16 protein-coding genes and 1 other annotated feature are annotated in these 18,941 nt (G+C 48.7%); of the genes, 11 read left to right on the top strand and 5 right to left on the bottom strand.

Annotated elements, in window-relative coordinates; genetic code table 11:
- Window positions 1-50: 50 nt before the first annotated feature.
- Complete coding sequence (locus M4D81_RS01410) at window positions 51-578, bottom strand: type 1 glutamine amidotransferase domain-containing protein (protein WP_260064180.1); 528 nt, start codon at window positions 576-578, stop codon at window positions 51-53.
- Between the two features lie 227 nt (window positions 579-805).
- Between M4D81_RS01410 and M4D81_RS01405 the strand changes: the two genes are divergently transcribed.
- The 4 genes from M4D81_RS01405 (at window position 806) to M4D81_RS01390 (ending at window position 3,638) form a co-directional block, all read left to right on the top strand.
- Window positions 806-1,282: a hypothetical protein gene (locus M4D81_RS01405; RefSeq protein WP_235613267.1), complete on the top strand. Its 477-nt coding sequence runs from the start codon at window positions 806-808 to the stop codon at window positions 1,280-1,282.
- A 95-nt stretch (window positions 1,283-1,377) separates the two neighbouring features.
- Window positions 1,378-1,725 carry a bacillithiol system redox-active protein YtxJ gene (ytxJ, locus tag M4D81_RS01400; protein ID WP_260064178.1) on the top strand — a complete coding sequence of 116 codons (348 nt, stop codon included), beginning with the start codon at window positions 1,378-1,380 and terminating at the stop codon, window positions 1,723-1,725.
- 93 nt (window positions 1,726-1,818) lie between these two features.
- The gene (ccpA, locus tag M4D81_RS01395; protein ID WP_071223674.1) at window positions 1,819-2,829 is read left to right on the top strand and encodes a catabolite control protein A; all 1,011 of its coding nucleotides are present in this window, start codon (window positions 1,819-1,821) and stop codon (window positions 2,827-2,829) included.
- Between the two features lie 107 nt (window positions 2,830-2,936).
- Entirely contained in the window at window positions 2,937-3,638 is a 702-nt protein-coding gene (locus M4D81_RS01390; protein WP_260064176.1) for a 5'-methylthioadenosine/adenosylhomocysteine nucleosidase, read from the top strand.
- A 110-nt stretch (window positions 3,639-3,748) separates the two neighbouring features.
- Here M4D81_RS01390 and M4D81_RS01385 read toward each other — a convergent pair whose 3' ends face one another.
- Window positions 3,749-4,381 carry a GNAT family N-acetyltransferase gene (locus M4D81_RS01385; RefSeq protein WP_071223676.1) on the bottom strand — a complete coding sequence of 211 codons (633 nt, stop codon included), beginning with the start codon at window positions 4,379-4,381 and terminating at the stop codon, window positions 3,749-3,751.
- A 285-nt stretch (window positions 4,382-4,666) separates the two neighbouring features.
- Here M4D81_RS01385 and acsA point away from each other — a divergent pair, with 285 nt between their 5' ends.
- Window positions 4,667-6,391: an acetate--CoA ligase gene (gene acsA / locus M4D81_RS01380; RefSeq protein ID WP_260064175.1), complete on the top strand. Its 1,725-nt coding sequence runs from the start codon at window positions 4,667-4,669 to the stop codon at window positions 6,389-6,391.
- A gap of 193 nt (window positions 6,392-6,584) precedes the next feature.
- Here the strand turns inward: acsA and M4D81_RS01375 are convergent, their stop codons facing one another.
- Window positions 6,585-9,692 carry a penicillin-binding protein 1A gene (locus tag M4D81_RS01375; protein ID WP_260064174.1) on the bottom strand — a complete coding sequence of 1,036 codons (3,108 nt, stop codon included), beginning with the start codon at window positions 9,690-9,692 and terminating at the stop codon, window positions 6,585-6,587.
- A gap of 144 nt (window positions 9,693-9,836) precedes the next feature.
- Window positions 9,837-10,095, top strand: a binding site (T-box leader).
- Between the two features lie 51 nt (window positions 10,096-10,146).
- Between M4D81_RS01375 and tyrS the strand changes: the two genes are divergently transcribed.
- Window positions 10,147-11,400, top strand: coding sequence for a tyrosine--tRNA ligase (gene tyrS, locus M4D81_RS01370; RefSeq protein ID WP_260064173.1), 1,254 nt, complete (start codon window positions 10,147-10,149; stop codon window positions 11,398-11,400).
- 84 nt (window positions 11,401-11,484) lie between these two features.
- On the opposite strand, the gene rpsD is transcribed toward tyrS, so the two are convergent.
- Window positions 11,485-12,087 (bottom strand): 30S ribosomal protein S4, encoded by a 603-nt coding sequence (gene rpsD / locus M4D81_RS01365; protein WP_100536080.1) that lies wholly within the window; start codon window positions 12,085-12,087, stop codon window positions 11,485-11,487.
- A 532-nt stretch (window positions 12,088-12,619) separates the two neighbouring features.
- Here rpsD and M4D81_RS01360 point away from each other — a divergent pair.
- From M4D81_RS01360 to M4D81_RS01340, 5 genes are all read left to right on the top strand, one after another.
- Window positions 12,620-14,611 (top strand): sensor domain-containing diguanylate cyclase, encoded by a 1,992-nt coding sequence (locus tag M4D81_RS01360; protein ID WP_260064169.1) that lies wholly within the window; start codon window positions 12,620-12,622, stop codon window positions 14,609-14,611.
- Window positions 14,612-14,714: 103 nt separating this feature from the next.
- Window positions 14,715-15,542, top strand: coding sequence for a hypothetical protein (locus tag M4D81_RS01355; protein WP_216535151.1), 828 nt, complete (start codon window positions 14,715-14,717; stop codon window positions 15,540-15,542).
- A 131-nt stretch (window positions 15,543-15,673) separates the two neighbouring features.
- On the top strand, window positions 15,674-16,789 hold the full coding sequence (locus M4D81_RS01350; RefSeq protein ID WP_071223683.1) for an aminopeptidase: 1,116 nt from the start codon (window positions 15,674-15,676) through the stop codon (window positions 16,787-16,789).
- 95 nt (window positions 16,790-16,884) lie between these two features.
- Complete coding sequence (locus M4D81_RS01345) at window positions 16,885-17,130, top strand: HPr family phosphocarrier protein (RefSeq protein ID WP_071223684.1); 246 nt, start codon at window positions 16,885-16,887, stop codon at window positions 17,128-17,130.
- 150 nt (window positions 17,131-17,280) lie between these two features.
- The gene (locus tag M4D81_RS01340; RefSeq protein ID WP_009589686.1) at window positions 17,281-17,568 is read left to right on the top strand and encodes an Fpa/YlaN family protein; all 288 of its coding nucleotides are present in this window, start codon (window positions 17,281-17,283) and stop codon (window positions 17,566-17,568) included.
- A 126-nt stretch (window positions 17,569-17,694) separates the two neighbouring features.
- Here M4D81_RS01340 and cax read toward each other — a convergent pair whose 3' ends face one another.
- A complete protein-coding gene (gene cax, locus M4D81_RS01335; RefSeq protein WP_071223685.1) occupies window positions 17,695-18,768 on the bottom strand; it encodes a calcium/proton exchanger in 1,074 nt (357 codons plus the stop codon).
- Between the last annotated feature and the right edge of the window lie 173 nt (window positions 18,769-18,941).

Below are 18,941 nucleotides of genomic sequence, written 5' to 3'. Positions count from 1 at the left end.
GTCCTTCTTGGTGAAATGAGCGGCTGTTTTTGTGTGGTGCAGGGGAGCTTTTAGCCTTGATGTGCCAGCGCATCGCAAAAGGCTTTGCCGTACGGCGGCAGATCCGGTGGACGGCGGGCGGAAATAATATGACCGTCGGTCACGACCGCTTCATCCTTCCAGATTGCACCGGCATTTTCCATATCGTCGCGGATTCCCGGTGTGGAAGTAACCGTGACTCCGTTCAGGATTTTGGCGGAGATGAGTACCCATCCGGCGTGGCAGATCTGTCCGATCGGTTTTTTGTCCGCATTCATTTCTTTAACCAGTTGCAGCACTTTATCATAACGGCGCAGCTTGTCCGGCGCCCAGCCGCCCGGAACGAGAATTCCATCGTAATCCTTGCTGTTCAGCTCTTCAAATGAATATTCGGCTTGAGCGGGAACACCATATTTGCCCGTGTAAGTTTTTCCTTTTTCCAACCCGGCAAGATGGACTTCTGCCCCTTCCTCACGGACCCGGTAAACGGGATACCAGAGTTCCAGATCCTCAAATTCTTCGTCTACAAGCGCTATTACCTTTTTTCCAGCCAATCTCATGATTGATATAACCCCTTTCTCGCAGATTTCCTCATGTATCCGTATGACTGTACTTATTGTAACAAATATGGAGGGCTGTTTCATAGGAACGAGCAAAGAACAAACATTTGGAAACATATCTGGTAAATAAAGCATTATCACAAATTAGCAGGATTCTTTGGTATGATAGTCGAATAGAACTAGTTTAGGTGACAGATTTGTGACATAGGCTGTTGGGATTAGATTACGTGATAGGATTTGGGGTGGGCATTTTGTTCAAAACCTGCAACTGCGGACAATGGATGAAGTTGGAATTAAGAAAGCTGATTCATGAAAGAAGGACTCGAATATATCATGTTCCTGTTTATGCCTGTCAGGCTTGCAAGAAGTATGAGCTTCTGCCTCTTATTAAACCGGATTTACTTCGCTATCTCGCATCGATGAGCAATGAGACCGGACGAATACACGTTTCGTTCGCAGATGTTAATGAGTCTGCATACGTACTTCGAGAAGTGTTCCGTACATACGATGATGATTCGTCGGTAGAATGGCAGACACGCTGCATGGAAGTTTTTGATGAGCGGATCAATATGCTGTTGGATCTATTTCGTTATGCCCAGAGCTTGGGCGACGGTGACTGGATGAGACAAATTGAGGGACGGCTCGAGCAGTTAAGCACGATTAAATCTCTCGTTCCTGAAAATTCGGGAAATTATGCAAGATAATTTTCAGAAAATTTTCGCGGTTGTTGGATTTTTCACGCACTTTTTGTTAGGATAGAGGATAGGAACTTCAATACAATGAAGGGAATGTATATCCTATGGCGACGTTGACGAAAATGACTACTATAGAAGAGTTGCGCAGCACCCTTGAATCTTCGGAGCAGAGGCCCTTGCTGTTGTTCAAACATAGTACCAGATGCCCAATTAGCGCCGGAGCCTATGAGGAAGTGCAAGCTTACCTGGAGGACCAGCCGAACGAGCGGATCGACTATGTATGGATTGATGTCATTGCCGACCGTCCGGTGTCGAGTCAAGCTGCGGAAACTCTGAGCATACAGCACGAATCGCCACAAGTTATTCTTGTAAAAGAAGGAGCGCCAGTCTGGCATACATCCCATTCCCATATTACGGCTGAAGCGCTGAAGGCTCAATTGGACGGCATCTAATGCCGTGTCGTTGCACAAAGCAGTAATTTGTCGTATCATAAATTCAATTGGTATTGAACGAATGAAAATCTATTGGCAATGGAGAGAAGGAATTTGACGGTAACCATTTACGATGTTGCGCGCGAAGCAGGCGTTTCCATGGCGACGGTATCACGGGTTGTAAACAATAACCCGAACGTTAAGCCTCAGACCCGGAAAAAAGTATACGAAGCGATTGAACGTTTAGGGTATCGTCCGAATGCGGTAGCCAGAGGTTTGGCCAGCAAGAAGACCACAACCGTCGGCGTTGTGATCCCTGACATTTCGAACTCGATCTTTGCGGAGATTGCCCGTGGTATTGAGGATATTGCTAACATGTACCACTATAATATAATTTTGTGTAATGCCGACAAACGTAAGGAAAAAGAAATCCGCGTTATCAACACATTGCTTGAGAAGCAAGTGGACGGTTTGTTGTTTATGGGTGGAACGGTGACGGACGAGCATATCCAGGCGTTCCAGACATCGGCTGTGCCGATTGTTCTATGTGCGACAAGTGACGAGAGAGGTTCTTATCCTTCCGTTGACATTGATCATGAACAGGCTGCGTTTGATGCAGTGAACACTCTGATCCGGCATGGGCACCGTGAGATTGCCATGATCAGCGGCACGCTTCAGGATCCGGCGAACGGCTATGCACGTTTCCAAGGCTACAAGAAGGCACTGGAAACTGCCGGCATCGAATATCAAGAGGATCTGGTGCGTATTGGTAACTATCGCTATGAGTCCGGCGTGGAAGCGATGAAATACTTCCTGGGACTTAAGAAGAAACCGACGGCTATTTTTGCTGCTACCGATGAGATGGCAATTGGCGCTATTCATAGCATTCAGGATGAAGGCTACAAAGTGCCGGATGATTTCTCTATTATCAGCGTAGATAATATTCGGATGGCTTCGATGGTTCGTCCACAGCTGACAACGGTAGCTCAACCGATGTATGATTTGGGAGCCGTAGCTATGCGCTTGCTTACCAAGCTGATGAAGAAGGAGAATGTGGAGAATCCTCGCGTGATTCTGCCGCATGAAACGATTCTTCGGCTTTCGGTTAGTCATGTGAACGAGTAAGAAGTGTGAATGAAAGCAATTTACCATTTTGAAGAAAGCTCCTGGTTTCAAGGGGCTTTTTTCTGGTGGGATTATTTTGTGGTCTTGAATTCGGGAGGGATATCGGTATGACAACACAGGTTATCGGCCTAATCGGGGCCATGGACGAAGAAGTGGAAATGCTGCTCAGTCAATTGGAGAATAAAGAAACGGCAGTTCGTGCAGGGGTTACATATGCTTCGGGAACGATTCATGGCAAGCGCGTCGTTGTATGCAAGAGCGGAGTGGGTAAGGTGAATGCCGCGGTTACCACGCAAATCTTGATTGATACTTATGGCGTTTCCAAAATATTGTTTACCGGCGTAGCAGGCGCGCTGCACCCGGAGCTGAACATTGGCGATATCGTCATCTCTTCCTCCTGCATGCAGCACGATATGGACGTGACGCCGCTCGGCTTTGCGCGCGGCGTGATTCCGTATCAGGCAGTGTCTGATTTTCCTGCTGATCCCTCGTTGATCGAGCTGGCAGAGGAAGCGTGCAAAGAGCAGGCGGCGAATCATTACGTCATCGGAAAGGTTCTTTCGGGCGATCAGTTCATTGCCAGTCGTGATACAGTACGGACGCTTCACGAGGATCTGAACGGGGTTTGCGCGGAAATGGAAGGATCTGCCGTTGCCCAGGTGTGTTATATGAACCGTGTGCCTTATGTGGTGATCAGATCCATGTCGGATAAGGCTGACGGTTCTGCGCATGTCAACTTCCCTGAGTTTACCGTGAAAGCTTCCAAGCGTTCACACGAAATCGTGAGCTACATGCTCGGCAAACTCTAGTAAAAACTTTGTGTAAGTGGCAGGCATACATATCCAGTATGCACCTCTGCAGACAAACTCCCCAAGGACAAGCCCTTGGGGAGTTTGTTTTTTATTTATTGGGTATCGACTTAATACATAAACCGCTGTCTGAAACGGATACGATCGAATTGTTCTTGTGATGAAAGCGGTACGTGCCGTCCGATTCTGACCATGAGACAGTTGGCAGGATGGGAGCAGATTTCCGGATCGTCGGTTGCGTACCACTCCATATCTACGATTTTCATTAACCGTTCCATCATTTTGCGGTAATCCCATACGTTAAGGCCGCTTCCTTTAAGATCCCAATGCCAGTAGTACTCGGTCGTAAACACGATGTAACGCTCCATCTGCTCTTCTTCAAATGCAGTCTTTATCATCTGCTGCCCAAGTCCCAGAGAACGGTAATCTTTCGCTACCTCGATGGCTCCAAGTTCAATCAAATCTTCCATATTGCCCTCAGACCAGCGTTCCTGCTCATCCGGGTGATGAAACGTTACATATCCAACGATCATATCTTGGTCTCTCGTGATAATGATTCTGCCTTCGGGCAGGCCTGCAATTTCCACCAATGCCTCATGCTGCTCCGCAGGACGACGAAATGCCTTGAGATCAGGGTGCATGGTTAGCTCGGATAGTTGCTCGGGAGGTACAGGTCCTTCGATGATCAGGCGGCGGTCTTCAGGGAACAAAACATGAGACTGGTATACCTTGCAGTGTTCCATCCGTTACGCTCCTTTCAATTCCATACCCTACTTATAGCAAAAAAATAAAAAAATGAAAAGCAATGACAGGCAAACGAGAGCTATGATATAATCTTTTCGACATAAAATCTTCACATTTGTGTCGTACTTAACGATATGTTTCCTTGCGAATTCAGGGGTTAATGACTCGATGACTGCGACAACGTGACGACCCACCGCAATGTGTAAAATGTATGTTTCATTCAATCATTTTGTAAGCGCTGTCCACTATGAGGAGACCGATTTGAGAATGAGGAGGATGTTATCATGAATCAAACGCATAGCGAAATATTGCCAAGTGAAGTTTCACATTCCAATATGAAGAGTTACGAGCAGGCGCGCTCCGAGTTTTCATGGGACGAAATCGAGAGAAATTTTACTTGGTATGAGACGGGCAAAGTGAATATGGCCTATGAAGCTATAGATCGTCATGTGGCAGAGGGGCGAGGAGATAAGGTGGCTCTCTTGTATAGTGACGCCAATCGTGAGGAATCTATTACTTATGCGCAGTTGAAAGAAAAATCCGACAAGTTCGGTAATGTACTTCGTAAATATGGCGTTGGCAAAGGTGATCGGGTATTTATCTTTATGCCGCGCGGTCCTGAGCTCTATGCCGGTTTGCTGGGCATTCTGAAGGTTGGCGCCGTGGTCGGCCCACTGTTCGAGGCGTTTATGGAGACAGCTGTAAAGGACCGTCTGGAGGACAGTGGAGCAGTTGCACTGATTACGACGCCTGCACTGTTGTCACGCGTGAAGCGAGACGAGTTGCCTGAACTGAAGCATATTTTTGTCGTGGGCGAGATCGAAGAGGAGGACCCGCGGCTAGTAAGCTACCACGAGGAAGTTGAAGCTGCATCAAGTGAGCTGGAGATTGAATGGCTTGAACGGGAAGATGGATTGATCATGCACTATACGTCAGGCTCTACCGGGAAACCGAAGGGCGTGTATCACGTGCAGAATGCCATGATTCAGCATTATTATACGGGCAAGGTTGTTTTGGATTTAAGGGAAGATGATATATATTGGTGCACGGCGGACCCGGGCTGGGTTACCGGTACGTCCTACGGTATTTTTGCACCGTGGTTGAACGGGGTTACCAATGTCATTCGCGGCGGCCGTTTCAGTCCGCAGGATTGGTACAGCACTTTGGTGAACAATAAGGTAACGGTATGGTACAGCGCTCCGACCGCCTTCCGCATGCTGATGGGTGCCGGCTCCGAGCTTATCGACCAATATGATTTGAGCCATGTACGGCATATTTTATCCGTTGGCGAGCCGCTTAATCCCGAGGTGGTGCGTTGGGGACACAAGGCTTACAAGCAGCGTATCCATGACACATGGTGGATGACAGAGACTGGCGGACAGTTGATCTGTAATTACCCGGGCATGGCGATCAAGCCAGGATCCATGGGGCGCCCGGTGCCGGGCATTACAGCGGCTATCCTGGACGATCAGGGGAAAGAAGTGGCTCCGTACACGATGGGGAATTTGGCAATCAAGACACCTTGGCCGTCCATGATGAGAAAAATTTGGAATAACGAGGCGAAGTATGAAGAATACTTCCGAATTCCGGGCTGGTACATTTCAGGTGATTCGGCATACATGGATGAAGAAGGATACTTCTGGTTCCAGGGCAGAATCGACGATGTGATTAATTCGTCCGGTGAGCGAATCGGGCCGTTCGAAGTCGAGAGCAAGCTGGTTGAACATCCGGCTGTTGCTGAAGCAGGCGTGATCGGTAAGCCTGATGTTACTCGTGGCGAGATCATTAAAGCCTTTATCTCTTTACGTGAGGGGTATACACCTACTCAGGAGCTCAAGGATGAAATTTACCGTTTTGTGAAGGAAGGACTCTCCGCTCATGCCGCGCCTCGTGAAATTGAGTTTAAGGATAAACTTCCGAAGACACGCTCCGGTAAGATTATGCGCCGCGTACTGAAAGCGTGGGAGCTGGATCTTCCGACAGGGGATCTGTCCACGATTGAAGATTAAAAAGCGTGATCAAGATAGGGCTGACAATGAAGATGGTGACCACCATTTTCATTGTCAGTTTTTTTATAGACGGGCGTTTTTTTCTTCTACCTAAAAAGATGAACTAAACCAGAAGCCTCTGCTTAAGCAAAAATAAAACCAGCCCTTCCAACAGATGATCTCTGTAGAGGGGCTGGCTTTTTAATATTTCAATCTATTTTTTCTCAAAATATACGGCCGGTGAAGCAGCAGATTCACCGATTGGATTTACGGCAGTTACTCTAAAGGTACCGCCGATTGGGTTACCGGAGGAGTAATAGAACTCCGTGCTCTTACTTGAGCCAAGAATCTGGTAATTGCCGTCACTATTTGGACTGATGTAGATGTTGTAGACCATAACCTCTTCCTCAGGAGCATTGCCGCTCCAGGTGGCCTGAAAGCCCTCAGGGGTAGCTACAAGGGTCGGCTGACCTGGTGCAGACGGTACGGTAGCAGCACCTTCATTCCCAAGTTCCAGGTCGATATCGGGATCTCCCTCAGTCAAGCCGTCATCCGGATTATCGATGTCGTCATCCGGATTCGCTTCGTTGTCGCCCGGTACTTCGAATCCAGGCGCTGTGCCGCCCACAATGGCGCTTGGCTCAGATACTTTGCCGGCAACGTCAACGGCGACAACGTAATAGGAAGTAAACATTCCGTCAGCTCCAAGTCCCGAGAAGACAAGACTCTCATCGCCAAGCACGACCTGCCCTTGGTGTGTATACGGACTTCCGTTAACGGACTTAAAGAGCCGGTATCCGACAACATCAGGAGATCCGCTGGCATTAAAGCTGATCGAGCCGCTGCCCATCGAATAATGTACGTTTTTTGGTGGAGTAGGGGCTTTGCCATCATCCGTTCTAGGGTCGAGCCTGCTTGGCATCCCTTTCTTCGCGTCCTGCGGCAGATAAGATTCCAGTGATCTCTTCTCACCTTTCATGACCTTCAGGGCGTTCTGCAGCTCTATAATCAGCTCATCGATGGGCTTCTCACGCTTGATCACGATTTGTTCTCTCAACATATCCAGAGGCGTTGCTTCCTGTGGAATGTAATTTACACCCCGATAGGTGATATATTTCGCTTTTGCGATGCCGTCATCGCTTTCGGTAGGTACAAACTTCACATTAAACAGATCCGTTACGAATCTGTCCGTTAAGGCGGTCGGCAGTTTGCCGCTGTACGCCGAAACCGTTTTGGAGGTTATGCCTTCAGGCTTCTCAAACGTTTTGGTTGGGAACAGATCCGGCTTAACGTCGGTTGCTTCGTTCATGATTCTTGCCCAAATGGCCTGGGCGTGCTTGCGCTGGTCTCCAACGAGCGTATTTTTTTGTTCTTTGTATCCGACCCATACGCCAAGCGTCACATCCGGCGAGTATCCCATGAACCAGACATCCCCGTAGTTCTGGGTAGATCCGGTTTTACCAACGACCGGAACCTCATTGAATTTCTTGTACGTGTCTCTGACCTTGCTGCCTGTTCCGTTCGTGATGACGGTACGGAGCATATCCGTCATAAGATACGCTGTCTGCTCGGAGAATACCTGCTCCGGTTTTACTTCATGTTTATAGACAATATTGCCTTTGGAATCCACGATTTTCTCAATCATGAAAGCATCCGTGAATTTGCCTTGATTGCCGATGGAACTGTATGCATTGGTGAGTTCTTCTACTGTCACGCCATAATGAAGCCCGCCGAGTACACCTGTTGATGCGTTATAATCGTCTTCCTCCAAGGTCGTGATACCCAGCTTCTTGGAAAATTCCCAGGCCTTCTCGATTCCGACCGTGTTGTTAAACAGTTTGAGGGCCACCGTATTGGTCGAATCGTTCAAAGCCTGTCGTGCCGTCATCAATCCTCTGTACCCGCTGTACGAGTTTTTTGGAATATGGAACACTTTGCTGTAGTCCTTTAAGATGATCGGTGAATCATCCACCACGCTGGCAGGTTGAATCCCTCCCGAATCGAGTGCCGGTAAATAGGCGGCAATAGGCTTCATGGCAGATCCAGGTTGTCGTTTCATTTGTGTGGCGTAGTTCATTTGTTCTGTGTTAAAATCCCTGCCCTCAATCATGCTGAGAATGGCGCCGGTTTTGTTGTCGATCATCATCGCGGCGGTCTGTTCCATTCCTTTTTCCTGGCTGTCAGGCAAGTAATTGCTGTCATCCTCAGCAATGGATCGCATGGTCTTGTATAATGTCCGGTCGATGGTGGTGTAAACACGGTAACCGCCGGTGCTGAGCTGGGCCCGGGAAGCATCCATCAGATCGGAGTTCGCTTGCGTGCCTTTTGCGTTCTCTTCCGCTTCCTCGCTCAGCTGCATCAGAATATTCGATGCTTGACGTTCTACTTCCATCATGAGATAAGGATAAGTCACATAGGCCTTCTGTGTGCGAGGAGCAAGCGATTTTTTGATATCGAATGCCTTGGCCTCTTCATATTCGGCTTGCGTTAGTTTGCCTTCTTCCAGCATGCTTGCCAGCACGCGGTGTTGCCGGTTTACTGCCCGGTTAAATGCTTTCTCGTCAAATTCTCCTTTGCCGTTGAAGGCCGAGTAGGAGGATGGAAGCTGCGGCAGACCTGCCAAATATGCAGCTTGAGCCACGTTCAGATCATCCAGCTTGTTAATGTTGAATATTCCTTTTGCGGCAGCCTTGATCCCGAACAGCTGGTATCCGCTGGAACCGTTGCCGTAAGGAACCTTGTTCAAGTAGGCTGTTAAAATTTGGTCTTTACTCAAAAAGCGTTCCATCCGCATGGCAAGCAGCATTTCTTTTACCTTGCGGTTATCGGTTTTGTCGCGACTTAAAAAAGTGAGCCTGGCCAGCTGTTGCGTCAACGTGCTGCCCCCGGTTTGAACCGGTTCGTTCAGCACGCGTTCTTTTACGGCGCGAGCGGTACCTTTTATGTCAACACCCTTATGTGTATAAAAACGGTTGTCTTCTATGGATACGACGGCATCCTTAACAAGCTGGGGAATATCCTTGAATTCCACAGGTCGTCTGTCTTCTTCGGTTCTAAGCTGCCCGATCGGTGAGCCATCCGCGAAGTAGGCGAAGCCCGTTATGGCATTGTCGTTCACCGTATTCTCGATGAGAGCTCTGGATCTTACCGGCTCATTCTCAACAATAGAGGTCACGTAGCCAGCTACGGCTCCTCCGGCGAACAAAACGCCCATCAGACCCACCACAAAGAGCCATCCGATGACGGATCCGAGCACCCGCAGAAAGGACCGTTTACGCGGTTTCTTCTGTTTTTCAGGCTCTTGTTTTTTCTCCTCAACCATGAATGTATACTCCTCCTTTTAACGCACCTATTATAGCATAAATCGAAGGTTTTGAATCATGTGTCCCTATATAGCGTGTCCTTTTTTGAGGAAGATTGACTTTTTCGGAAAGCATGTGATACAAATAATGCAAAGTTCATATCGTGAAAAGCTTTGAAGGACCCCAGTAGAAGGCGGAGCCTTTCGTTTCCAGAGAGTCGGTGGGTGGTGCAAACCGATAACGAGCCCCTTTGAATTACCGTCCGGAGCTGACCGGGGGAAAAAGAGCCGTACACCTGTGCGGCTGTTACAGTAGTCCGGTTCCGGGATGACAACCCGTTATGGCAATGAAGTGAGAATCCGTTCCTTGTGGTAACAGATTTTAATTAGGGTGGTAACGCGAGCGCTCCTACTCGTCCCTTGGGATGAGTAGGAGCTTTTTTGCGTTCATAAATAGAGGGAGGCGTGCGGAAACATGAAATGGGATGGTATATCGAACGTTCAGCAGCAAGAGGTGGAACGGCAGATGGAGGTGATCTCCCGTGGAGCATTGGAGATCATCCCGGAAGAAGCGATGAGGCAGAAGGTGATGAAATCGGTTGTAACCGGCGAGCCGCTGCGCGTGAAGCTGGGAATGGACCCGTCAGCGCCCGATCTTCACGTCGGGCATACTGTCGTGCTGCAGAAGCTGCGTCAGTTCCAGGAACTCGGACATGAAGTACAGCTCATCATTGGGGACTTTACCGGCAGAATCGGAGATCCGACAGGGAAATCCGAAACGCGTAAGCAGCTGTCGGAAGAAGATGTTAGACGGCATGCGGAAACGTACAAAAAACAAATATACAAGGTATTGGATCCTGAAAAAACGAAGGTATATTACAACTCCGAGTGGCTTGCGCCGATGACTTTTGCCGATGTGGTCAGCTTATCGGCAAAAGTGACGGTGGCACGGATGCTCGAGCGCGATGATTTTACAAAACGGTATCAGAGCGGGCTTCCGATCAGCATCCATGAATTTTTTTACCCGTTGATGCAGGGGATGGATTCTGTGGCGCTTAAGACCGATGTCGAGCTTGGAGGGACGGATCAGAAGTTTAACTTGCTGATGGGACGCACCTTGCAGAAGGAGTATGGCTCAGAGCCTCAGGTTGCAATCACGATGCCGCTTATTGAAGGGCTTGACGGCGTACAGAAGATGAGTAAAAGCTTGGGCAATTACATCGGTATCGATGAAGAGCCGAATGAGATGTACGGTAAGTCCATGTCCGTTCCGGATGAGCTCATGCTCAAATACTTCAGCTTGGCCACGGATATGGCGAGTGAGGAGGTAACCAGCTTGGAGAAGGGGCTCCGGGACGGAATCGTCCATCCCCGGGATGCCAAGATGAGTCTCTCGCACAGACTCGTTCGCATGTATCATGGGCGGGAGGCTGCGGATGCTGCACAGCAGCATTTTGTGACCGTATTCCAGCAGAAGGCACTTCCTGAAGACATTGAGGTTTATATGGTACCTGAAGGAGAATTGAAGGAAGGAAAGATTATGCTTATCCATCTGCTGACACTACTCGGTTTTGCCGCTTCCAATGGCGAGGCCAGACGGAGCATCCAGCAGGGGGCCGTAAAATGGAACGGAGAGAAATGCAGCGACATTTACGGTGAGATCGTCCCTCTAGATGGGGATGTGGTTCAAGTGGGCAGGCGTAAATTTGCAAGATTGAGGCTTTCTTAAGCTTATTGAACCTGGGAGGATTCAATTAGACAGCAAAAACCCTGAAGGCCAAGGCCTTCAGGGTTTTTAGGTTCCGAGTTAATCTTAACGGTTGTAGAATTCGACGATTTGTTTCTCATCGATATCTTGGGAAAGTTCGGAACGTTCTGGAAGACGGATGTATTTCCCTTCCATTGCTGCTTCATCAAACTCGAGGTAAGCTGGAAGATGTACACGGTTAGCCAAAGCTTCCTTGATGGAGGAAAGGCTGCGGCTTCTTTCACGAAGACCGATTACATCGCCAGTGCTTACAGCGTAAGAAGCGATATCGACTTTCTTGCCGTTCACAGTCACGTGACCGTGAGCTACCAATTGGCGAGCACCCGCACGGGAGTTGCTGAAGCCAAGACGGTAAACCAGGTTGTCCAGACGGCTCTCAAGCAGGAACATAAAGTTCTCACCAGCGATACCTTTCATGCCAGTTGCTTTGTTAAACAGGGTTTTAAATTGCTTCTCGCCCAAGCCGTACATATGACGCAGCTTTTGCTTTTCTTGAAGCTGCATACCATAGTTGCTGACTTTTCTCCGTTGGTTAGGACCATGCTGACCTGGAGGGAAAGGGCGTTTAGCCAATTCTTTACCTGTACCGCTCAGGGAGATTCCCAGACGACGGCTTAATTTAAATTTAGGACCGGTGTAACGTGCCATGTTATATAGACTCCTTTTTAATTAAAGTTTCATTAGGGCTCTATTTGCGCCGTATTTGTTTGCTCTACCGAAATCGCCGGAAGATCTGCAAGGAAAGTTCAGCCGCTGTCCTGTCAGTAACAAATAACGTGAGGGTGACACAACCCGCCCAAATTCATGGAATGCATTGCATTCTTACTCAACAATAAATATTATATGAAGTAATGATATAAAGTCAAGTTCAACCTGCAACTTACTATAACTTGGATTTTGTCTAATTTTGTCGATAGGTCCATGGACCTAAAATTATTGTGAAAAACGCATAAATTTTAATGCAAAAATGGGTAGAAAAGAGTAAGATGGTATTGGATTAAGTAGTCTCATTTATCTAGTTACATATTGTAACACCTATCTGGTGTTTAAGTAGCACCTTCCCAACATGTTGAACAGCTGGGTTACCGCCATTCATGCGGCAGCCAATGGATCCTTACATTATGAATCGGAACGCCAGTCTTGGATAGGCCTTTTATAATGGTGCAAAGGAGCGCCCAATATGTCAGAAGATCAACGGAAAGTGTATGAAAGCTCTCCCGGTTCTGCAGTTGTGTTTCATGATGCCGGGCCAATTCCTGGAAACGAGCCTTGCTTTTGGCTTCAGAGCTTGGATATTACACCTCATGATTTCCCTTATATTCAGCCTCTCATATCAGACAGCTATCTGGAGTGGCTAAGAGAAAGCGCAGGCACACAGGCGATGAAGAAATTCAGCTGGGCCCTTCTTTCTCATGAGGGAGCTTGGCTGACAGGGGCTTCCGATATAACGGAATACCTTAATGGAAGTGAAGATGAGACATTATCGCTTGCTTTGAACTCCAAGGAAGCGGCCCAAGGAATGGGAAAGGGTTCGTTTGAGGGAAGCGTGCTGTGCGCTGTCCCGCTCTTCACTCGGATTCATGGTGATGTATTTGCGGTGATGGTCAGTGTTTCCTCGCAGGCAATGGAGCCGGAACAATCACTTATGCTGACAGAAACATACGCCTTATTGTTTCGTTCCTGCTTCTATCGGAAGCTGGAGTACGTGTTTGCTGATGATCTGGAGAAAGTCCACACCCAAGCTGAGCGTGAGGTGCACAGGCGTTCCATCATGTTTCAGTATGTCAAACGGATGCATGTCCAGATTGATGTGGACAGCGTGCTGGTGGAGGCTATCGACAGTGTCCTGGCGCTGTATCCCAAGGCCAAAGTCGAATTGTTTATGTCTCAGGACCATGAGAGTGGACATCCGCTTGTACGTCCTCTGCTGCTTCATCATTGGCAGAAAGAGGTTTATGTGCGGACATTCATGGAGGGTACCCTCACGATTGATGAACATGAGGAATCCGATTCGATCGTGGAAATCGGGATTCCCATGGGAGGCAAGCAGGGCGTTTATGGCGTACTCCATGTGGAAGTGGACAAGTCCGAGCTGCCCGATATGGATCTGGAGCTGCTCGGGATGATGGCCGACGCTGCCGGCACCGCGTTTGAGAATGCCAAATTGTACGAGCAGTCCAATCTGATGATTCATGAGCTCCGTATGATTAATGAATTGACACAGCGGTTGAACAAAAGCCTGCATTTGGCGGAGATATTTCAATTTGCCAACCATGAGCTGCTAAAGATTCTTGAAGCCGATTACTGCTGCATTTTGATTTATAACGAGGAGCTTGGCGGTCTTGAAGTGGTATCCTGCAACGCTGAGTGGCTTTCCAAGGAGGTCTTTGAGAAGGATTATGGTTTGGGCGGCCTAGTCTATCATTCGAAGGAGCCCCTCATCCTGTCAGACTATCACGAAGAACGTCCGGCGGAATCCAGGCTGATGGAGAGTACCCATTCCAGCTCGATGATTGCTACTCCGCTAACCGTTAACGGTGAAGTACGGGGCGTTGTTCTTCTCACCCATGCGAAGCCGCATTATTTTTCCTATGACAGCTATCGGCTGCTTCAAGCTCTGACCAGCCATATTGGTCTGGCTATCGGCAATGCTTTTCTGCATGCGGAAGTGAGGAGAATGGCTAACCGGGATATGCTGACTGAACTGTATGCGAGACATTATCTTGACGAAATGATCCATGAATGTCAGAACCGTGATTTTTGCGGTTCTCTCATCGTTGTGGATATCGATGAATTCAAGCAGGTCAATGATACGTTCGGTCACCAGCGGGGGGACAAAATTCTGAAGCAGGTCAGCAGCATCGTGAAGACAACGATACGGCACAGCGATATTCCAGCCCGCTGGGGCGGTGAAGAGCTTGCCGTGTATTTGCCGGGACTCGGCATTCAACAGGCGATGCAGGTCGCCGAACGGATCCGCATAAGGGTATCGGAAGAGACCGATCCCCGCGTAACGGTGTCCTGCGGAATTTCCGAATGGAACTGGACCAATGACAAGATCAGCGTAGAGTCTCTCTTCTATCGAGCGGATATGGCCCTTTACGAAGCGAAGAATGGCGGCCGCAACCGGATTGTCGTGGAGAGGGCGGAAGCTGAAATCGGACTGGATTAAATACCCTGCAGCTATTTAGTGGCTGCAGGGTTTTTTCTGTAATCTGCATAATGTAAGGGGCCGCGGATAGCCTAAGAGCAAGATCAACGAGAGGCTGATGATTATGAGAATGAGAAGATCACGGAGCGTCATCGGAATGGTTTTATTCGTCTTTTGCCTAACCGGATGTGCCTGGCAGGAACAGTTGTCTGCCGAAGAGTCGTTTAACCGTGCCCTGTCGGGGCTGTCGGGCGTTGATAATTTCTCTTTTCGGGGAGAAGCAGCGATTCGGACCGGAGAAAACGGACCGTTTCAGCAAAGTTTGGCATTTGAAGGCAATCTGCAGCATCATACGGATTTGACACTATCATCAAGGGACAAAGGGACAACAATACAGAAGGATAAGGTATCAGCGGATTCGGTATATAAATCAGATGGACTTACAGTGGCACTGAAGCGCAAAGAAGGCAAGTGGAGCACGCTGTCATCGGAACATGCCGAAGAAATGTGGATCACCCGCTTGAATCCGCTGGAACTGCTGGAGTATATCGGAAAGTCGGAGAAGACGGTGACCCAGGAACTGGGGGCGGCAAGAGGAACCAAGGTGCTGCGCATCGAGCTGTCACCCGAGGCGGCAGCCAATATGGTCTATGGATCGCTGGATGAGCAGATGAAGGCGCTGGCTGCGCGGATCGAACGCAAAGGGGATCCGCTGTATAGTGCAGATCCTAAGGTTCGTAAACGACTGAAGGCCGTCTGGGAGCGAGACTATAATGAAATGAAGAACATGCTCAGCAAGGCGGATGCCGTTTCGGTCTCTCATGTAACGATTAACAACAAAAAACAGCTTCCTACCAAACTGACTATGGAACGAACGTTGTTTTTTGTTGACGAGCAGGGCAGAACCCGCACGGAAACGCTGCTGTCCGATGTTACTTTTACCGGTTATTGAAAGATCAGCCATGAAAATTTTTTTAACGATGAACGCTGACTTCGTGTTGGTTGCATGCTACAATAATTTATAAATTTACCGCTGTTCAATTCATATGTAGGGGAACAGTCATCATAAGGAGGATATGACATATGCGTGATCCCAGAATTCAAAAACTGGCTCAAAATCTCGTGAACTATTCGGTAGATATGCAGCCAGGCGAAAATGTGCTCATTGAAATGATCGGATCGGAGCGCGATCTGCTGAATGCCATCATTGAGGAGGTTTCGAATCAAGGCGGCCGCCCGTTCGTGCAATTGACAGATCGCACGGTTCAACGGGCCATGCTGAAGAACGCAAACAAGGAGCAGCTTGAGCTGTGGGCTGAGCTGGATCTTGAGCGCATGAAGAAAATGGATTGTTACATCGGTATCCGCGCAGGCGAGAACGTCAACGATATGGCTGACGTGCCTGAGGAAAACATGAAGCTGTACAATGCACTTTACTCGCATCCCGTACATAGCGAAGAGCGTGTCAAGCGTACGAAATGGGTGGTTCTCCGCTATCCGAACGCCAGCATGGCGCAGCTTGCCAACACCAGCACGGAGGCGTTTGAGGATTTCTACTTCGATGTGTGCAATCTGGACTACTCCAAAATGGACCGCGCGCAGGATCCTTTGGCCGAGCTGATGAGGAATACCGACAAGGTTCGCATCGTGGGACCGGGAACGGACCTCAGCTTCTCGATCAAGAACATCGGCGCGGAGAAATGCTCCGGCCAGAAAAACATTCCGGATGGCGAGGTATACACAGCGCCTGTTCGTGATTCGGTTAACGGAACGATCGCTTACAATACACCGACTCTATACAATGGCGTCACCTTCGAAAATATTAAATTCCGCTTTGAAAACGGAAAAATCGTCGAAGCAACAGGCAGCGACACGAAGCGGCTGAACGAGATCCTTGATGCGGACGAAGGTGCAAGATATATCGGCGAGTTTGCCATCGGCTTCAACCCGTACATTTTGACACCGATGAAAGATATTCTGTTTGACGAGAAAATCGCGGGAAGCCTGCATTTTACGCCAGGTCAAGCATATGATGTAACAGACAACGGCAATCGTTCCTCGATTCACTGGGATCTCGTGCTGATCCAGCGTCCGGAGTACGGCGGCGGGGAAATCTACTTTGATGACCGTCTGATTCGCAAGGATGGTATATTTGTTATTCCAGAACTGGCAGCGTTAAATCCGGAAAATCTTAAATAGATTGGAAAAAATGTTGCATAAGAAAACGGATTCAATGTATCATGAAGGTGCAGTGATGAGCTTTATTCAGATCCTAAAGTTACGGAGGGATTCGTATGTCCAATAACAATCAATCTATCGTAGAAATTTCGCAAACCGCCAGCCAATTCTCATCCTCCATCGTTTTACAGGCGGAGAACAAGTACATTGATGTTAAGAGCATCTTGGGTCTGTTCACAACGCTTGTCAACAGCCAAAGCTATGAACTGCATGTACACGGACCTGATGCTGATGCAGCTAAAAAGGCAATGATCGACGTATTCACCAAGCATGGTTTGAATGTATCCGTCGTGGCTGAATAACAGTCGCCAAAAACACCCTTCCATAGAATGGAAGGGTGTTTTTTCGTAGAGAAAGGGTCTATTTTGTTCAGGTCCTTGTATTGAGAAACGATTTCGACTAATATTAAAGATAGTAACTGTGCTGTGATTTTTGACATAGGGGGGAAGATCATGACTTCATCTGATTTACAGGAACAGCTGAATCTCAAAGCGATCAGTCTTCTTCATGAAGATGCAGATAAAATCCTAAAGCTTATTGAAGTACAGATGGAGAATCTGGCGACCCGTTATTGCCCTCTCTATGAGGAAGTGCTGGATACCCAAATGTACGGTTTTTCAAAAGAGGTTGATTTCGCGGTGCGGGCCGGGCTTCTTCCGGAAAGTACGGGAAAGCAGCTGATCAGCAAGCTTGAACGCAATCTGGCGGTCCTGTACGAAGCCATGAATCAATCCAAATAGCCTGTACTCGTACAGGCGCATACATAGAGAAACGCATGTCGCACTCAGGCGGCATGCGTTTTTTTCTTGTGGATAGGATGGCACGCGTTCGATGAATGCAGCTGTGCGGGCGGACCGTTCCTAAGCTTAGACGAGGAAGAACGAGACGCCCAGTATGACGTATACGGCGAGCAGCAGAAGGCCTTCATACCAGTTGGAAGCACCGTCCTGCGTGATGGATCTGGCAATGAATACGGCGACGCCGATGGCGACCAGCTCCAGCGTGGTGAACACGAGATCCATCGTATCTCCGAGAAAGAAGCTGATGAACACAAGCACGGGAGCGACGAACAGGGCGATCTGCAGGCTGCTGCCAACGGCAATTTCAACGGCGGCGCCGATTTTGTTCTTCATCGCCAGCATGATGGCTGCACTGTGTTCGGCGGCGTTACCGATAATCGCTACCAGGAAGGCCCCGATAAACAGCTCGCTGAGGCCATACTCGTGACTGATAGGCTCAAGGACCCCGACAAGCCATTCGCTGACAAACGCGACCATGACGGTGGCGACGACAAGATACAGAATCGAGCGTTTCTTGGACCAGGTGGGGCCGTGCTCGTGCGGCAGTGCATCCTGGTCGTGATCGTCGCTGACATCCGCCAAATAATTTTTGTGAGTAATCATTGAGAATCCAAGCCATGCGATGTAGGACACGATAAGAATTCCCGCTACAATGAGGCTGAGCGTCTTGGTCTCACCCTCCGTTATGGAGTGGGTATTCAGAAAGACCGCAGGGATGAACAGCGCGATAATGGCCAGCGTCATCAGGGATCCGTTCAGACCTGCCAGCGTGACATTGTATTTCTGGATTTTAAACTTGAGGCCCCCGGCAAACAGGCTGAGCCCGAGAACGAGCAGCAAGTTGCCGATAATGGAGCCGGTGATGCTTGCCTTCACCATATCGTACAAGCCTTCCTTGATCAGCAGGATGGCGATGATCAGCTCTGCCGCGTTACCGAAGGTAGCGTTGAGGAATCCCCCGAGTCGTTGACCCGCGTAATGCGCAACGCTTTCGGTTGCTTTGCCTAGAAAACCGGCGACAAAAATAACCGAGATCGAAGACAAAATGAATTGGAGCGTGAAGTTCCAGTTCGCAAAGTGTCCCAGCGCGCTGAGTAAAAAAGTGAAGATGAGAAGCGCGGGATTTAGCCATTTTTTCATAACCGACACCTACCTTATGGTTTATGTACTGATGAGTTCTTGCGATTGGAAACGACGATTCTCGCATCGCTTTCTACAATATACCCAAATTTTTCGAAAAATTATCCTTGTTTTCTGAAGGGAGCATTTGCTTTTTGGGTCCGTTACGATTTACAATAACGGATAATGAGGTG

This window comes from Paenibacillus sp. p3-SID867 (assembly GCF_025142895.1).
GTDB lineage: Bacteria > Bacillota > Bacilli > Paenibacillales > Paenibacillaceae > Paenibacillus_AQ.
The sequence above is the reverse complement of the archived record's forward strand: the minus strand, read 5'-3'. Positions and strand labels throughout refer to the sequence as shown.

Bases quoted from the DNA above. Each gene is read 5' to 3' on its own strand.
- M4D81_RS01410 (WP_260064180.1), bottom strand. From the start codon at position 578: ATGAGATTGGCTGGAAAAAAGGTAATAGCGCTTGTAGACGAAGAATTT.
- ytxJ (WP_260064178.1), top strand. From the start codon at position 1,378: ATGGCGACGTTGACGAAAATGACTACTATAGAAGAGTTGCGCAGCACC.
- M4D81_RS01390 (WP_260064176.1), top strand. From the start codon at position 2,937: ATGACAACACAGGTTATCGGCCTAATCGGGGCCATGGACGAAGAAGTG.
- M4D81_RS01385 (WP_071223676.1), bottom strand. From the start codon at position 4,381: ATGGAACACTGCAAGGTATACCAGTCTCATGTTTTGTTCCCTGAAGAC.
- acsA (WP_260064175.1), top strand. From the start codon at position 4,667: ATGAATCAAACGCATAGCGAAATATTGCCAAGTGAAGTTTCACATTCC.
- M4D81_RS01375 (WP_260064174.1), bottom strand. From the start codon at position 9,692: ATGGTTGAGGAGAAAAAACAAGAGCCTGAAAAACAGAAGAAACCGCGT.
- tyrS (WP_260064173.1), top strand. From the start codon at position 10,147: ATGAAATGGGATGGTATATCGAACGTTCAGCAGCAAGAGGTGGAACGG.
- rpsD (WP_100536080.1), bottom strand. From the start codon at position 12,087: ATGGCACGTTACACCGGTCCTAAATTTAAATTAAGCCGTCGTCTGGGA.
- M4D81_RS01360 (WP_260064169.1), top strand. From the start codon at position 12,620: ATGTCAGAAGATCAACGGAAAGTGTATGAAAGCTCTCCCGGTTCTGCA.
- M4D81_RS01355 (WP_216535151.1), top strand. From the start codon at position 14,715: ATGAGAATGAGAAGATCACGGAGCGTCATCGGAATGGTTTTATTCGTC.
- M4D81_RS01350 (WP_071223683.1), top strand. From the start codon at position 15,674: ATGCGTGATCCCAGAATTCAAAAACTGGCTCAAAATCTCGTGAACTAT.
- M4D81_RS01345 (WP_071223684.1), top strand. From the start codon at position 16,885: ATGTCCAATAACAATCAATCTATCGTAGAAATTTCGCAAACCGCCAGC.
- M4D81_RS01340 (WP_009589686.1), top strand. From the start codon at position 17,281: ATGACTTCATCTGATTTACAGGAACAGCTGAATCTCAAAGCGATCAGT.
- cax (WP_071223685.1), bottom strand. From the start codon at position 18,768: ATGAAAAAATGGCTAAATCCCGCGCTTCTCATCTTCACTTTTTTACTC.